The sequence below is a fragment of the Mesorhizobium sp. CNPSo 4684 genome (assembly GCF_057784315.1).
Genome location: NZ_JBWLUX010000014.1, coordinates 1 through 14816 on the forward strand (window position 1 = coordinate 1; position 14816 = coordinate 14816).

Consider the following 14816-nt stretch of genomic DNA (forward strand, 5'->3'; position numbering starts at 1 on the left):
GCGCATTGATATCGCGCGGATCTCGAACCTCTCGCAGGATAGACATAATCAACGGCACCGCGGCCTCCTCTGTAGCGAGAAAGCCTCTCAAGAATCCCTCTTTTCCTACTTGGCAAGAGCCAATCAACTTATCTGCGATTCCCCTGCCCGCACGGGGGGAGATCGGCAGCTTCGGCGCTGCCCCTCATCCGCCCTTCGGGCACCTTCTCCCCATGAAACGGGGAGAAGGGAAAAAGCCTACACCTGAGATCGCATGGCCTCGTTGAGGTTCCACATGTCCTTTTCCTCAGGTGCCGTCTCCAGGCCCAGAACCGGAATCTGCTTGCGCAGATGGTCGTGGTGGGTGCGCACGCCATATTCGAGGTCGGAGAGATAAAAGCCCTCGAAGGCGTCTGAAATCATCGACTCGTTCGACCAGACGGAAAGCTGCACATCCTCGTTCATGGTGTCGCGGTCGATGCGATAGGCAAGATAGCGGGCCGCGGCCTGTTCGCGCGTCTCGTCGGGGTAGCGGTAGATGGCGCCGCGCAGCAGCGTCTGCCCGGTCGACAGCGGGAACTCCTGATAGAACTGCACCGATTCCGGCATGATCGACAACGCGTTGTTGGGGAAGATGCCGTAATAGATCCAGGCCCTGCGCAGATGCTCCGGCAGATGCGAAGCATCGGGCGCAAGCTTGATGTACTCGCGCACGCTCCAGCGCCTTCCGGCATGCGGATTGTAGGTGGCGAAGGAGCGCGACACGCCGTTGATGAACGGCTCGTCGAAATAGGTCGCACCGTAGAGATCCTGCAGCGCCGGATGCGCCATGGCGACGTGGTAGCCTTCGTTGTCGACGTCGCGCACCGACTTCCAGTTAACCGGCGACTTCTGCGTCCAGACACCCCAGGACGGCACCATCTCGGCCACATTGTAGTGAGCCATCTCTGCTTCGATCGGCTTCAGCAGTTCGGCCACCGAAGGCTGTGGGCCGCCCTTGCGAAAGCGGATGAAGATAAAGCCCATCCAGACATCGAGGTCGAGCGGCATCAGGCCGAATTCGGTCTTGTCGAGTTCGGGGAAGGAGCGCGGGCGGGCGGCGCCGCGCAGCGTGCCGTCTAGATTGTAGACCCAGCCATGGAACGGGCAGACCAGCGCGTTCTTGCAGGTGCCCTGGCTGTCGGCGACGACGCGGCTGCCGCGATGCCGGCACATATTGTTGAAGGCGCGCACGACGCCATCCTTGCCGCGCACGATCAGCGCCCGCTCGCCGACCACGTCCATGGTCAGATAGTCGCCGGCATTCGGCACGTCGGAGATATGGCCGGCAATCTGCCAATGGTTGCGGAAGACGTATTCCTTCTCGAGTTCGAGAAGCGCGTCGGAGTGATAAGCCCAGCCCGGCAGGCCCCGCCGGTCCCAATCATTGGGGATCGCCACGTCACGGAGGTGCGGGTTCATAAAAAGCTCTTACTTTGTTGAATACTCATTCAATAAAATCATATTTTGTATTGAAATGCAATGGTTTGTGGAAATCAGGAGGTTCCTCAATGGTGTTGTCGAGCCAGCTTGGAGCCGGCTCGATCGAAGAAAATCCCGGAAAATCCGGGCGTTAGCCAGGTCGTGAAATGGCCGTCTCGCATACGGATTTGGGCGCGCCGGACCGAAAAAAGCGGCCCTGTCCAGAAATCAAAAAAAAATGCCTGCCGTCGCAAATTCAATCCGCAGTGTGAGCTTGTTCATAGTTTGACTGGCCAGCAGTAGGCTTTGCTGCGTTCACGGCCCGCCTGTCGTCAACGTTTTGATTGCGCGCATGAAACAGCACCGCAAACGAACCCTGCCGTCGGCACATGACCGGATTTGCCCGGACATGCCCGAATTTCTTGTTTCAAGCCTGTTACGCGGGCAAGCCAAGCGCATCATTCGCCCGTTACCAGGCGCGTTTAAGTTCGTTTCATAAGAAATCGAAGGGGAGCAACATGTATACGAAAGCTGAGATCACCAGCAATGAACGGCGCGCCCAACTGGCACTGCGCCAGCGCGCCAGCGACCATCCGGTGGTGATGTTCTCGATGCTGGGCGCCTGCGCGCTTGCCGTCCTGTTCCTGACGCCGGCTTCCGGTCCGGCCTTCGCATCGCTCAACCCGCCGGCCAATGTTGTCGATGGCGCGCCGACCACCATCAAGACCGCCCGGCTGCCGGTGCCGGAAATCGATTTTGCCTGCAAGGGCCAGGCCTGGGGCGCCGAGAGCGCGGAGTGCCTGCGCGTCATCGCCGCCCAGTCCGGCGTGCACAAGGCGCGTGCCATCCGCATGATCGCCAACGCCGCGCCGCTGACCACGACACCCAACGTTTTTTGAACCTCCCGAGCGCTTCCTCCCGCGCTCTTTCCTGGCTCCCGCCGCCCTGCCGGTCGGGAGCCTCTTTTTTTCCGGGCCAGGCGATATTCAGGTGAGGCCGGCCTGCGGATGGTGCTCCGCTCCGGTTCTCGGAAGCCGCCATTCTCGACTCGGCCTGACCTGAATCTCGACTGGCTCTGGGGTGGCCCCGGAAAGAAAAATCAGCCGGCGGCGGCGACCTGGTCGGCGATGGCGGAGAGGACGCCGCGGACGTCGAGCGTCGAGAACGGCTTTTCCAGGATCTGCGGCCGCTGCTGCGCCGGCAAGGCTTCGATCTCGGCCTTGGCGCCGATCAGGTCGCCGGTGACCAGCACGAAGCGTTTCGCGAGCGCCGATTGCTCGGCCAGCAGCTCGCGGTAAATGGCGATGCCGCTGATGCCGGGCATACGCAGGTCGGAAAAGACGATGTCGGGTGGCATGTGGTCACTCAGGGTTGTCGCCGCCGATGTCCAGACCGGCACGATCCGCGATTTGATGCCCATCAATTCCAGAATGTCGGAGAGCGAGCCGGCGACGTCGGGTTCGTCGTCGATGATCAGTGCGTGGCGCAAGCCGCTCGAACGGGCCGGGCTGTCGCCGACCGTGGCCGCACCGCTGCTGATCGCTGGCAGCTGGACGACAAAGCGCGCGCCGCGCGGCAGCACCTCCTCGAACCAGACATTGCCATTGTGCCGCTCGATGATCGACTTCGAGATCGACAGACCGATGCCGGTGCCGACGCCAACCGGCTTGGTGGTGAAATAGGATTCGAAGATGCGGCCGCGGATCGCCTCCGGAATGCCCGGTCCATTGTCCTCGACCGAAAAGCCGGGATTGCCGCGGTCGCTGCGGAATGTCCGCACCTTGATCAGGCGGTCGCCGCCAATGCCGGCCAGAGCATGCTGGGAGTTGATCAGGAAATTGGCGGCCACCTGCGTCACGTGGTCGGCATCGGCCATCGCCAGCAGCGGGCCGGGCGCGAAATCGGTGTCGATGATGATGCCGCTCGAGCGCGCGCCATAGGCTGTCACTTCGAGTGCGGCGCGGATCACCTGGTTGAGATCGGTCTCGGCCTGGGCCGCCGGATGCAGGCGCACCATCGACAGGAAGCTCTTGACGATGCGGCCGCAGCGCTCGGCGGCGGCGCGTACTTTTTCGGCGCGCACCTTGGTCTGCGGGTCGGTGGCGAATTCATGCAGCAGCGTCGACTGCGCGACGACCACGGCGAGCGGGTTGTTGAGCTCGTGCGAAACGCCGGCCAGCAGCGAACCCATCGCCGCCATCTTCTCGTTCTGGTGCAGTTTCTCGCGTTGGCGGTTGATCTCTTCCTCGGCGCGCAGTTTGTCGCGCAGGTCGCGGATCGAGCCGAAGATGAGGTGGCGGTCGGCAACCCGCATCTCGGTCGCGGTCAGCTCGATGGGAAACACCTCGCCGGCCGCATTCTGGGTTACCGTCTCCAGTCGCTGGCCGACCATCGGCGCGCCGCGGCCAGACATGTACTCGGCCCCCGACACGTAGCCCTTGCGATAATATTCCGGCACCACCGTATCGAGCAGGTCCTTGCCGAGAATGTCGCTGCGCTGGAAGCCGAACATCTTTTCAGCGGCCGGATTGAATTCGATGATCGAGCCGGTCTCGTCGATGACGATGATGGCGTCGAGCGATGCCTGCAGCATGGTGCGGCGGATGACTTCGCTGGCGTGGGCATCCGACGGCGACCGCTCAATGGCGTCGCCGATGGCAAGCGCGATGATGTGCAGCGCCGCCTCTTCCTCGTCGGTCCACTCACGCTCACTGACGCAGTCATTGACCGCAAGCGTGCCCCACAGATGGCCGTGGGCGAACACCGACACCGACAGAAACGATTTGATGTGCTGCTTCTCGAAATCGGTCCTGAGGAAACCGTCGAGGTTGCGCGTGTGGCCGGCGAAGACCTTGCCTTGCCGCTCGTCCTCGGCAATCCGCTCCAGCAGCGGGTCGTTATCGACGATCGATTGCATGATCACCGTCGGCGAGGCCAGTTCGCCACCGAAGCGCGGGTCGATCCAGTAGGCGGCGACCGACTGGGCAAAACCCTGGCCGGGCAGCTCGCGCAGCCTGAACAGAATACCGCGCTGGCAGTGCATGGCGACGCAAAGCGTCTCCAGGATGGTGTCCATCTCGCGCTGCCAGTCGCCGGCTTCGCGCAGCCGGCGCACGACACGCACGGCCGCCATCGCGGCGCCCTGGCGAACGCCCTTCAGGTCCATGCGTGCTGGGTCAGCGGTCATGTCAGCCATCTATACAGGGCCGTGGGTGGTAGGGCTCTAGAACGGTGCACCCGTTCCATCTCTTTGTTCCGACGCAATTCCGGACGGAAAACCGCTACGCACTTTTCCTGGAATTGCTAGTGTCCGTCGCCGGTCGGCAGCGAGAAGATATAGCCTTCGCCGCGCACCGTGCGCAAAAATTTTGGATTGGCCGGGTCGGCTTCGATCTTCTTGCGCAGCCGCATGATGCGGATGTCGACCGCACGCGACGATTCCGGGTCTTCGACGAAGCCGATCGCCTCGGAGATCGCCGCCCGCGTCAACAGCCGGTTGGCACGGGTCAGGAAAACCTCCAGCACGTCGAACTCGCTCTTGGCCATGTCGATGACGGTGCCGTTGGCGCCGGTGACAAGCCTGCCGTCGAGGTCAGCCTGGAATTGACCGAAGCTCAGCCGGCGCCCGCCATCGGCTTGCGCCTTCGCAGCCTGCGGCGGGCTCGGTTGCGGCACCCGCCGCAGCACGGAGCGGACACGGGCCAGCACCTCACGCAATTCATAGGGCTTGACGATGTAGTCGTCGGCGCCAAGCTCCAGCCCGACAATGCGGTCGAGCGCGGTGCCGGCAGCCGTGGCATAGATGATGCCGATCGGCATTTTCGAGCGCAGCCAGCGGCCGAGCGACAGGCCATCCTCGCCGGGCATGGCGATGTCGAGGATGGCCAGGTTGAACGCTTCGGTCTCCAGCAAGGTGCGCGCCTCGGCAGCGCTTCCGACCTGGGTCACATCGTAACCATTGGCGCCGAGATACTCGGCGACCGCGTCCCTGAGATCGGGCTCGTCCTCGACGATGACAATTCGTGCCCGCACTATGGCCTCGCTCCCGCTTTCAGCAGAAAGTAGATTGGGTATAAACATGATGTCCAGCACTCATATCCGGTTGCAAGGGCGGGGGAAGAAAATATGGCTGCACGATCCGTCATCGCGCTGGTTTCCGTCGCCGATGTGGTGGCCGGCGATCTCGCCGACCATCTCGACCGGCGTGGCCATGACGTGCGCGAGGCGCGGCAGCCCTGGGAAGCCGAATCCCTGCTCTCGGCCGGAGGCATCGACGTCGTCATCGTCGGTGACAGCGTCAGCCAGGCGGATGGGCGGGACCTGCTCAGGCGTTATGGCGGCGGCAAGAGCGTGGACGGGAAGGCCGGGCCCGATTTCATCCTGATCTGCCGACCGGCCGATCTGGTCGACAAGGTGCTGGCGCTCGAGCTTGGCGCCGCCGACGTCGTTGAAAGCCCGCTCAATGTCCGGGAGCTTGCCGCGCGCATTGGCGGCCTGCTGACGCGACGCGGCAGGTCTGCCCAGGAACTGATCGTGCTGGAAAATGCCACCGTCGATTTGCGGTCGGCCATCGTCATGCACCGCTCGGGTGCGGAAGAGCAGCTGTCGCCGGGCCAGGTGGCGTTGCTCAGGCTGTTTCTGGCCAGCCCGCGCAAGGTGCTGACGCGCGACGACATCATTGCGGCGGCGCCGGCCGAAAATGCCGATGCCTTCGACCGCTCGATCGATTCGCGCATCGTGCGGCTGCGCCGCAAGCTCGACACCGAAACCATCATCACCATACGCGGCGCCGGTTACCGGTTCGACCCGCCGACGCAGCGCGCCGACTGAGAGCAGTAAGGCTCGATTGTTACGCGGCTCGCCCAAAACCGCTGCGCAATTTTGGGCGGCATGCATAGGCGTCAGCGCACCACCAGAAGCGATGGCCCCGACGGCAATTCGCTGGCGACCACGATGTCGCTGGAAGCCTGCGCGCGGTCCTTCAGGAGAACCGTGGCGAGACCGGCAAAACCGAGCAAGCCCTGTGCGTAGAGCAGTGCCGAAAGCACCGTGGCAGCAGATTTCGTCTTCATCGGTATCCCCAAAAATCAAAAACCGCGGGTGCTTCAGGATAAACCCGAAGTGCCCGCGCCGCCCACGGAGCCCCCCGCTGCGGCGCGGGCCTTCGGTCCTCTCGGCAGCAAGTTGCCGGAGGGGCCGCGCATCCACTTCAACCCAAGGCCGACCCGCCAGAAGGCCTTGAGGCGGTTGATGCGCAGACTGGAGACAATCCAGACCAAGGCTATGAACAGCGCGGCATGCAGCGTCGAAACCTCGCCCGAATTCATGACCGCCAGTTTCGCCATCGGGGTGCCGGCTACTGTGCCGATGCCGCCGACAACAAATGCGGCAATGCTGATCCTGAAAAGCCAGGACAGGGTGGTCGATCTGATGCTCATTTTCGTTTGGCGCCGGCTGTTCTCGTTGGGATGACTGTGCGGTTGGCCTGTAACCAGATCATGCCGCCCGGGCCGCGCTTTGTTGCAAGTGGGTTTCGAGCGAAGTCAAACCTCTTTCATATAAGGATATCCGCGCCTTCGTTTGGCGGCCTGGCCACAGCCGGAGTGCGCAGGACGGACGGGGCGCTCTCGTTGGCTTCTCCCTTGCCCGCCTTGCTTGTTAACCAGAAGAAACAGATTCGAAACACAAACGAGCATCAAGCGAAGTCAGCCAGAAACATGACGCAGGGATAAGGCGGTCATCGAATTGACGCCGGCCGGGCCGGCAAAAGGGGAGCCATCATGTACAGAGCCATTTCCGCCAAACTCATCAACGTCACCGTCGCCGCTGCCGGCGCCGCAATCCTGCTTGGCGCCGCCAACAGCGCCGCCCATGCTGCGGCAAACCAGATCGTGGCACGCGTTTCGCTGTCGCAGCAGACCATGGAAGTGCTGGTCGACGGCCGGCCGACCTTCGCCTGGAAGGTCTCGACCGGCGACAGGGCGCATGTCACGCCGACCGGCTCGTTCAAGCCGACCCGCATGCATGAGATGTGGTACTCGAAGAAATACGATAACGCGCCGATGCCGCATTCGGTGTTCTTCAGCGGCGGCTACGCCGTGCATGCGACCTATGCCATCAAGCGCCTCGGGCAGCCGGCGTCGCATGGCTGCGTGCGGCTGCATCCCGACAATGCCGCGGACTTCTACCAGCTGGTTGAAACCTTCGGCCCGACCAACACCAGCATCGTCATCGTCAAGTAGCAGACTGCGGTTGGAGTGGTGGTGCAGCGCGGCCAGACGGCCGTGCCGCACCGCAAGCTCCCGCCTGAAGCTCCATCAGGGCTTCGCGGTAAATCAATCCAGTCAAAAAAAGAGGCCGGACGTTTCCGGCCTCTTTTTCGTTTGTTCGCTTCGCGGTTCGAGTGGGGCAGTTTTAGTCCACGGGCACCGGCATCAGCTTCGGGTCCGGCTTCTCGGCGTGATGCGGCAGGTCCTTGCTGGCGATGAAGGTGTAGAACATCGGCACCACGAACAGGGTGAACATGGTTCCGACCAGGATGCCGGTGAAGATCACCAGGCCCATCGAATAACGCGCCGCCGCACCCGCGCCGCTGGACACGATCAGCGGCACGACGCCGAGCGCCATTGCCGCCGTCGTCATCAGGATCGGCCGCAGGCGCACCTTGGCCGAGGCGATGATGGCCTCCCTTCGCGACATCTTGTGCTTCTCGCGTTGCTGGTTGGCGAACTCGACCAGGAGAATGCCGTGCTTGGTGATCAGGCCGATCAGCGTGATCAGGCCGACCTGCGTGTAGATGTTAAGCGTTCCAAGCCCCAGGTTGAGCGGCACGATGGCGCCGAAGATCGACAGCGGCACCGCCATCATGATGATCAGCGGATCGCGGAAGCTTTCGAACTGCGCCGCCAGCACCAGGTAGATGACGATAACGGCGGCCGCGAACGCGATCAGGATTGTGTTGCCCTGTTCCTTCTCCTGCCGGGACTGGCCGGAATAATCGATGAAAAAGCCTTCGGGCAAGCTCTCCTTGGCAAGGTTCTCCAGGGTCTGCAGCCCGTCGCCCGTGGTGACGCCCGGAAGCGGCAGCGCTGATATCGTCGCCGAGTTCAGCTGGTTGAACTGCTCGATCGCGGCCGGCGAGGCATTGGTCGAAATCTTCACCACAGCCGAAAGCGGCACCATCTCGCCGGTCACGCTGCGCACGAAATATTCGCCGAGCTTGTCGGGATTGTCGCGGAATTCCTGCGGCACCTGCGGGATGATGTCATAGCTGTTGGAGTCGCGGTCGAACTGCGCCACTTCGGCGCCGCCGACCAACAGCGTCAGCGTCTGGCCGATGTCGGCGATCGGCAGGTTGAGGGCGGCGGCGCGGTCGCGGTCGATGGTCACCGTCACCTGCGGCGCGTCAAAGGACATCGAGTTCTGCACGACGATGAAACGGCCGGAGGCCTGCGCCTTGTTCTTGATCTGCTCGGCCGCCTCGTAGACCTCGGCCGAACCGCCGGTCGAGCGAACCACCATGGAGATCGGCAGGCCGCCGCCGGAGCCGGGCAGCGTCGGCGGCGCGAAGACGAAGGCCTCGACGCCGGCGACCTTGGCGAGGCGTCCCTGGATGTCGGCCTGAAGCTCCTTTGAACTGCGCTGACGCTCGGCCCAATCCTTGAAGGCGAAGCCGACAAAGGCGCCGTTGGTCGCGCCGCCAAAGGCAACGGCGGAGAATTGCGCCCTGGTTTCAGGAATGTCCTTCACCAGGCCGAGGATCTGGTTGACATAGGTCTCGGTGTAGTCGGATGTCGCATAGCGCGGTGCCGTCACGATCGACAGCAGGAAGCCCTGGTCCTCTTCCGGCGCCAGTTCGCTTGAAGTCTTGGTGAACATGAAGCCGGTGAGCGCAACCAGCGCCACGACCATCAGCAGCGTCACCGGCCGATTTCTCAACGAGGCGGTGACCGCCCGCTCGTAGACATGCTCGACACGGCTGAAGGTGCCGTCGACGATGCGCTGGAAGCGGCCGGGGGCGCCGGCCTTCAGCAGGCGCGCCGCCATCATCGGCGTGATGGTGACGGCAACGACGCCGGACAGCACCACCGATCCGGCCAGCGTCACCGCGAACTCGCGGAACAGCGCACCGGTCAGGCCGCCGGTGAAGGCCAGCGGCGCGAACACGGCGGCCAGCGTAATGGTCATGGCCACGATGGCGGAGAAAATCTCGCGCATGCCGTTGAAGGCCGCCTGCATCGCCGACATGTGTTCTTCCTCCATGTGGCGATGGATATTCTCCACCACCACGATGGCGTCATCGACGACAAGGCCGATGGCCAGCACCATGGCCAGCAGCGACAGAAGGTTGATCGAATATCCGACCGCAAACAAAAGGAAGCAGACGCCGATCAGCGACAGCGGGATGGTCACGATCGGCATCATCACCGAGCGGAACGAGCCGAGGAACAACAGGATGACCACGATGACGATGGCGACGGCCTCGGCGATCGTCTTGAACACCTCGTCGATCGAGGCGCTGATCTGCTCGGTGGAATCGTAGACGATTTCGATGGTCATGCCTTTCGGCAGCGTGTCCTGAATCAAAGGCACGATCTTGTGGATCGCTTCCGCCGTCGTCAGCGGGTTGGCGGCCGGCGTCGGGAAGATGGCGAGGAAGGTGCCGGGCTTGCCGTTGAAGCTCACCCTGGTGTCGGTGCTCTCCGCGGCAAGCTCGACGCGCGCCACGTCGCGCAACCGCACCACCTGGCCGTCGGTCGAACGCAGCGGAAGTTCGGCAAAGGCCTCCGGCGTCTGCAACGTCGAGCGAACGGTGATCGACGACACGACATATTCGTTCTCGGTGTTGCCGGGCGCCGACAGGAAGTTAGAGTTGTTGATTGCGGTCAGCACTTCGGCAGCGGTCACGCCGCGCGCGGCAAGCTTCACCGGGTCGATCCAGACGCGCATCGAATATTCTTCGGCACCGAAGATCTGCACGTCGGCGACGCCTTCGACCGTCGATATGCGCGGGCGCACCACGCGCTCGATATATTCGGTGAGCTGCTCCTTCGTCATGTTCGGATTCTGCATCGAGATGTACATCATCGCGAATTCTTGGCCGGTACCCTTGACGATGACAGGGTCCTTCGAGGCGTCAGGCAAGGTGCCGCGCACGCCCTGCACCTTCGACAGCACCTCGGTCAGTGCGACATCCGGGTTGGAGCCGAGCTTCATCTGGACGACCACGGTGCTCGAAGAGGGCCGGCTCGACGAGGTGACGTAGTCGATGTTCTCGGTCGAGGCGACGGCACGCGCGATCGGGGCTGAGATGAAGCCCTGGATCAGGTCGGCGCTGGCGCCGGGATAGGCGGTCGTGATGGTGATCGCCGTCTCGTCGACCTTCGGATATTGCCGGATCGACAGGTTGAAGATGCCCTGGAAACCCAGGAGCAGGATCATGCAGGCCAGCACGGTGGAGAGCACCGGCCGGCGAATGAAAATATCGGAAACGTTCATTGCTGAGCCTGCTGGTTCGCCGACTTGCTGGGATCAATGGTGTTGTCGACAGCAACGGACATGCCGTTGAAGAGACGGTTCTGACCGGCGGTGACGACTTCGTCGCCGGCCTTGATGCCTTCCACGATCTCGACCATGCCGTCGTTGCGGCGGCCGGGCTTCACGAACACCTGCGACAGGACAAGCGCCGGCTTCTCCTCTTCAGCGGCCGGTTTGCCGGCGTCGGCAGCGGCGGGCTTGTCTGTGGACTTCACCGCGTCGGCGGCGGGCTTGGCGGCTTCGGCCTGCGGCTTTGCGGCATCGTCGGCCGGTTTGTCGGCGGCCGGCTTCTGATCCTCGGCCTTTGCCGGCGGAGCCGCGCCCGCCTCGGCGGGCTTTGCCGGAACGACCACGAAGACGAAGTCGCCATAGAGGCTCGACGTCAATGCCGTCTGCGGCAAGGACAGGATATTTTTTTCCTGCGGCAGCTCGACGCGAACCTGGACGAACTGGCCGGGCGTCAGCTTGCCATCAGGGTTGGCGACTTCGCCCCGGACGGACACCAGGCGGCTAGAAGCGTCGATCTTGGGATCGATGCCGCGAATGGCGCCGGCAAATGGCATGTCGCCGCCGCCGCTGCCGCCGATGCCGAGCCGCACCGTCTGGCCGATCTTGAGCAGCGGCAGCTGCTGTTCGGGCACCGTGAAATCGACCCGCATGGTGTCCAGATCCTGCAAGGTCACCACTGCGCTGCCGGGCGAAAGATACTGGCCAAGGTCGATTTTGGGGATGCCGACGGTGCCGGCGAACGGCGCCGTCAACTGCTTCTGATCAAGCACGGCCTGCAACTTGTTGACCTGCGCGGCGGAGGCCGATGCCGCAGCTTGCGCGGTGTCGAGCGTGGCGTCCGTGCCGACACCGCGCCGCTGCAGCTCCACCGCGCGTTCAAGCGCCGTCTCGTCGGACACGGACTGCGCCTTGGCCGCGGCGAGGTCCGCGCGTTCGACGGCATCATCAAGCTGCAGCAGGACCGAATCGACAGGCACCTTCTGGTTGGCGTGGAAAAGGATGTCTTTGACGATGCCGCTGGTCTCGACGGTCAGGTCGACGCCGCGCACGGCGCGCACCGTGCCGATCGCCTCGACGCCCGGCGTCCAGTCGGAAGGCTTGACGACAACCGTCGACACGGTCGTCGCCGGCGGCTTCATGGTGGCAAAATACTGTTTGATGGCGCTGTCACGGAACAGGTTGAAGCCGACGACGCCGACGCACACCAGAGCGAGCAGAAGCAGAATTGCAGTGATAGAGATGAAGCGCTTCACGAACTGTCCCCTCGGCCGGTGTCCGGCAAAATAGCCGAATTTCGGGACACCTATCCACGGGCAGGTCCCGATTACAAATGGCGGCGAACTTACTGTACCGTCTGGACGGTCTTGTCAATTCCGCCTAGGCTCCTGCGGGGGAAGGGATCGATGAAAACCCGAAGGGCAAATTCACGCGACAAGATACTCGCCGCTGCCGCCGATGTCGCACGCGAGGCCGGCCCGGGCAGCCTGTCGCTGGACGCCGTCGCCAGCCGTGCCGGCGTGTCGAAAGGCGGCCTGCTTTACAACTTTCCGACCAAGGCCAAATTGATGCAGGGCCTGGTGGAGAATTACCTGCGCGCCTTCGAGCTGGCGCTGGAATCGGGCCGTGTCGCCGGCGCCAGCGGCGAGAGCCTGCTTGCCACCTATATCCGGCTCTCGGCGGCTGATTGTGAGGAGCCGAAGCCGACGGCCTCGTGGATATTTTCGGCGATCGCCGAGGACCCGGATTTCCTGACGCCGATAAAAGCCTTCAAGTCGCAGCTTCTGCAGCGGCTGAAGAGCGAGACACCGGACCTCAAGACGCTGCTGGTCTGCTTTCTGGCCATCGAAGGGATGCGCAGCATGAACCTCTTCGATTCCGACGTGCTTTCTGCCGACGAACGCCGCTTGCTCGTATCGGCGCTGCTCGAGATTGCGGGATAGTTCCATCAGGGCGATGCAAGCAGGCGGGTCAATTCCCGGCGCTGCTGCGCCCCTTGCGCGATCAAAAAGACCATAGCCGTCACATCAGCTTCATCGTCCAGCCATAGCGTCACCCGTGGTTCTTTGCTGCTGTGCAAACGGAGTGGGACGATGGTGGACGTTGTTTCTAGCGAGGCGGGTATTCCGAGACCGGACCATCCGCTCAATCAATCAGGCGGCGCGAAGTGGTTCCTGCCGGCCTTCGGCGTGCTGGTGCTCGTCGGTGTCATTTATGTCGGCTACGCGCTCAGCCAGGATCTGGCGGTGGCCAAGACCGTGCCGTGGATCCTGCTTGGCATTGCCTTGCTGATTGCGCTGGGCTTCGAATTCGTCAACGGCTTCCACGACACGGCCAATGCGGTGGCGACCGTCATCTACACCCGCTCCATGCCGGCTGAATTCGCCGTCATGTGGTCGGGTGTCTTCAACTTCCTTGGCGTTTTGGCCTCGAGCGGCGCGGTTGCGTTCGGCATCCTATCGCTGCTGCCGGTCGAGCTCATCCTTCAGGTTGGTTCTTCCTCGGGCTTCGCCATGGTGTTTGCGCTGCTCGTTGCGGCGATCCTGTGGAACCTCGGCACCTGGTTCCTCGGTCTGCCGGCTTCCAGCTCGCACACGATGGTCGGCTCGATCATTGGCGTTGGCCTCGCCAATCAGTTCATGGCGCCGGCCGGCAGCGCCACCAGCGGCGTCGACTGGGGCCAGGCGACCAATGTTGGCATCACGCTTCTGGTGTCGCCGATCGTCGGCTTCTTCGCCGCCTTCATCCTGCTCTATGTGATGAAGCTGCTGGTGCGCAATCCTGCTCTCTACGAGGCGCCGAAGGGCAACACGCCGCCGCCATGGTGGATCCGCGGCCTGCTGATCTTCACCTGCACCGGCGTGAGCTTTGCGCACGGCTCCAATGACGGCCAGAAGGGCATGGGCCTGATCATGCTGATCCTGATCGGCGTCGTGCCGACGGCCTATGCGCTCAACCGCACGCCCGACATCAATTATCTCGACGCCTACAAGGCGGCTTCGGCCGGCGTCGAGACGGCGCTCGGCAATTACGTCAAGCCGGGCGTCACCGTGACCGACGCCAAGGCAGCGGTGCAGGATGCGGTGCGCACCAAGACCTGGAGCGACCAGACTACGGTGGCGCTGCAGACATACATCCACGACACCACGGCTTCGTTGCAGCCTTACGCTTCGGTCAACAATGTGCCGACTGACCTCGTCAGCAATGCGCGCAACGACATCTATCTGATCGGCGAGGCGCTGAAGCTGATCGACAAGAAGAAACTGCTGCCGATGCAAGACGCCGACCTGAAGGCGGTCACCGACTATCACAAGGCGGTCGACAACGCGACGAAGTTCATCCCGCTATGGGTCAAGATCGCGGTGGCGTTGGCGCTCGGCCTCGGCACTATGGTCGGCTGGAAGCGCATCGTCGTCACCGTCGGCGAGAAGATCGGCAAGAGCCACTTGACCTATGGTCAGGGGGCCGCCGCCGAACTGGTTGCCATGATCACCATCGGCATGGCCGACCGTTTCGGCCTGCCGGTGTCGACCACCCATGTGCTGTCGTCGGGCGTTGCCGGCACCATGGCAGCCAACGGTTCTGGCCTGCAATGGTCGACAGTGCGCAACCTGCTGCTGGCCTGGGTGCTGACTCTGCCGTGCTCGATCACGCTCGCCTTCGTGCTGTTCATCATCTTCCGCCAGGTGTTCTGAGCGGAGCAGAGTTTTGACGAGAAAGCAGCGCCGGGCGACCGGCGCTGCTTTTTTGTCGTATGGATGTTCTACGGAGCTTCGAAGCGTGGGAGGGACAGCACCCCCTCTGGCCTGCCGGCCATCTCCCCCGCAAGGAGG

Annotated in this window: 12 protein-coding genes; 6 read left to right on the top strand and 6 right to left on the bottom strand. The window is 63.1% G+C overall.

The features are described 5' to 3' along the window. Positions 1–237 precede the first annotated feature (237 nt). On the bottom strand, positions 238–1440 hold the full coding sequence (locus tag AC04SG_RS14775) for an aromatic ring-hydroxylating oxygenase subunit alpha (RefSeq protein ID WP_488551650.1): 1203 nt from the start codon (positions 1438–1440) through the stop codon (positions 238–240). Positions 1441–1958: 518 nt separating this feature from the next. Between AC04SG_RS14775 and AC04SG_RS14780 the strand changes: the two genes are divergently transcribed. After that, on the top strand, positions 1959–2339 hold the full coding sequence (locus AC04SG_RS14780) for a hypothetical protein (RefSeq protein ID WP_488551651.1): 381 nt from the start codon (positions 1959–1961) through the stop codon (positions 2337–2339). A gap of 200 nt (positions 2340–2539) precedes the next feature. On the opposite strand, the gene AC04SG_RS14785 is transcribed toward AC04SG_RS14780, so the two are convergent. Further along, a complete protein-coding gene (locus tag AC04SG_RS14785; protein WP_488551652.1) occupies positions 2540–4627 on the bottom strand; it encodes a GAF domain-containing sensor histidine kinase in 2088 nt (695 codons plus the stop codon). Positions 4628–4743: 116 nt separating this feature from the next. Further along, positions 4744–5520, bottom strand: coding sequence for a response regulator (locus AC04SG_RS14790; protein WP_203279116.1), 777 nt, complete (start codon positions 5518–5520; stop codon positions 4744–4746). Positions 5521–5565: 45 nt separating this feature from the next. On the opposite strand from AC04SG_RS14790, the gene AC04SG_RS14795 reads away from it, so the two are divergent. Then, entirely contained in the window at positions 5566–6270 is a 705-nt protein-coding gene (locus AC04SG_RS14795; RefSeq protein WP_192258351.1) for a response regulator transcription factor, read from the top strand. Between the two features lie 71 nt (positions 6271–6341). Here AC04SG_RS14795 and AC04SG_RS14800 read toward each other — a convergent pair whose 3' ends face one another. Next, positions 6342–6512, bottom strand: a complete 171-nt coding sequence (locus AC04SG_RS14800; protein ID WP_185970250.1) for a hypothetical protein — start codon at positions 6510–6512, stop codon at positions 6342–6344. Here AC04SG_RS14800 and AC04SG_RS14805 point away from each other — a divergent pair. After that, the gene (locus tag AC04SG_RS14805; protein WP_488551653.1) at positions 6490–6912 is read left to right on the top strand and encodes a hypothetical protein; all 423 of its coding nucleotides are present in this window, start codon (positions 6490–6492) and stop codon (positions 6910–6912) included. The two genes, AC04SG_RS14800 and AC04SG_RS14805, sit on opposite strands and share 23 nt — an antisense overlap. Positions 6913–7220: 308 nt before the next feature. Next, positions 7221–7682: a L,D-transpeptidase gene (locus tag AC04SG_RS14810; protein ID WP_488551654.1), complete on the top strand. Its 462-nt coding sequence runs from the start codon at positions 7221–7223 to the stop codon at positions 7680–7682. Positions 7683–7854: 172 nt separating this feature from the next. On the opposite strand, the gene AC04SG_RS14815 is transcribed toward AC04SG_RS14810, so the two are convergent. Next, a complete protein-coding gene (locus AC04SG_RS14815) occupies positions 7855–10938 on the bottom strand; it encodes an efflux RND transporter permease subunit (RefSeq protein ID WP_488551655.1) in 3084 nt (1027 codons plus the stop codon). Continuing rightward, positions 10935–12239 carry an efflux RND transporter periplasmic adaptor subunit gene (locus tag AC04SG_RS14820; RefSeq protein ID WP_488551656.1) on the bottom strand — a complete coding sequence of 435 codons (1305 nt, stop codon included), beginning with the start codon at positions 12237–12239 and terminating at the stop codon, positions 10935–10937. The genes AC04SG_RS14815 and AC04SG_RS14820 overlap by 4 nt, the downstream gene beginning before the upstream one ends. Before the next feature lie 150 nt (positions 12240–12389). Between AC04SG_RS14820 and AC04SG_RS14825 the strand changes: the two genes are divergently transcribed. Both AC04SG_RS14825 and AC04SG_RS14830 read left to right on the top strand, forming a co-directional pair. Next, positions 12390–12926: a TetR/AcrR family transcriptional regulator gene (locus tag AC04SG_RS14825; protein WP_352585321.1), complete on the top strand. Its 537-nt coding sequence runs from the start codon at positions 12390–12392 to the stop codon at positions 12924–12926. Positions 12927–13076: 150 nt separating this feature from the next. Further along, complete coding sequence (locus tag AC04SG_RS14830) at positions 13077–14678, top strand: inorganic phosphate transporter (protein ID WP_488551657.1); 1602 nt, start codon at positions 13077–13079, stop codon at positions 14676–14678. Positions 14679–14816 lie beyond the last annotated feature (138 nt).

What these genes read in the sequence shown, in the direction of transcription:
- AC04SG_RS14790 (WP_203279116.1), bottom strand. Translation starts at nt 5,520, where the DNA reads ATGTTTATACCCAATCTACTTTCTGCTGAAAGCGGGAGCGAGGCCATA.
- AC04SG_RS14825 (WP_352585321.1), top strand. Translation starts at nt 12,390, where the DNA reads ATGAAAACCCGAAGGGCAAATTCACGCGACAAGATACTCGCCGCTGCC.
- AC04SG_RS14775 (WP_488551650.1), bottom strand. Translation starts at nt 1,440, where the DNA reads ATGAACCCGCACCTCCGTGACGTGGCGATCCCCAATGATTGGGACCGG.
- AC04SG_RS14780 (WP_488551651.1), top strand. Translation starts at nt 1,959, where the DNA reads ATGTATACGAAAGCTGAGATCACCAGCAATGAACGGCGCGCCCAACTG.
- AC04SG_RS14815 (WP_488551655.1), bottom strand. Translation starts at nt 10,938, where the DNA reads ATGAACGTTTCCGATATTTTCATTCGCCGGCCGGTGCTCTCCACCGTG.
- AC04SG_RS14785 (WP_488551652.1), bottom strand. Translation starts at nt 4,627, where the DNA reads ATGACCGCTGACCCAGCACGCATGGACCTGAAGGGCGTTCGCCAGGGC.
- AC04SG_RS14800 (WP_185970250.1), bottom strand. Translation starts at nt 6,512, where the DNA reads ATGAAGACGAAATCTGCTGCCACGGTGCTTTCGGCACTGCTCTACGCA.
- AC04SG_RS14810 (WP_488551654.1), top strand. Translation starts at nt 7,221, where the DNA reads ATGTACAGAGCCATTTCCGCCAAACTCATCAACGTCACCGTCGCCGCT.
- AC04SG_RS14795 (WP_192258351.1), top strand. Translation starts at nt 5,566, where the DNA reads ATGGCTGCACGATCCGTCATCGCGCTGGTTTCCGTCGCCGATGTGGTG.
- AC04SG_RS14830 (WP_488551657.1), top strand. Translation starts at nt 13,077, where the DNA reads ATGGTGGACGTTGTTTCTAGCGAGGCGGGTATTCCGAGACCGGACCAT.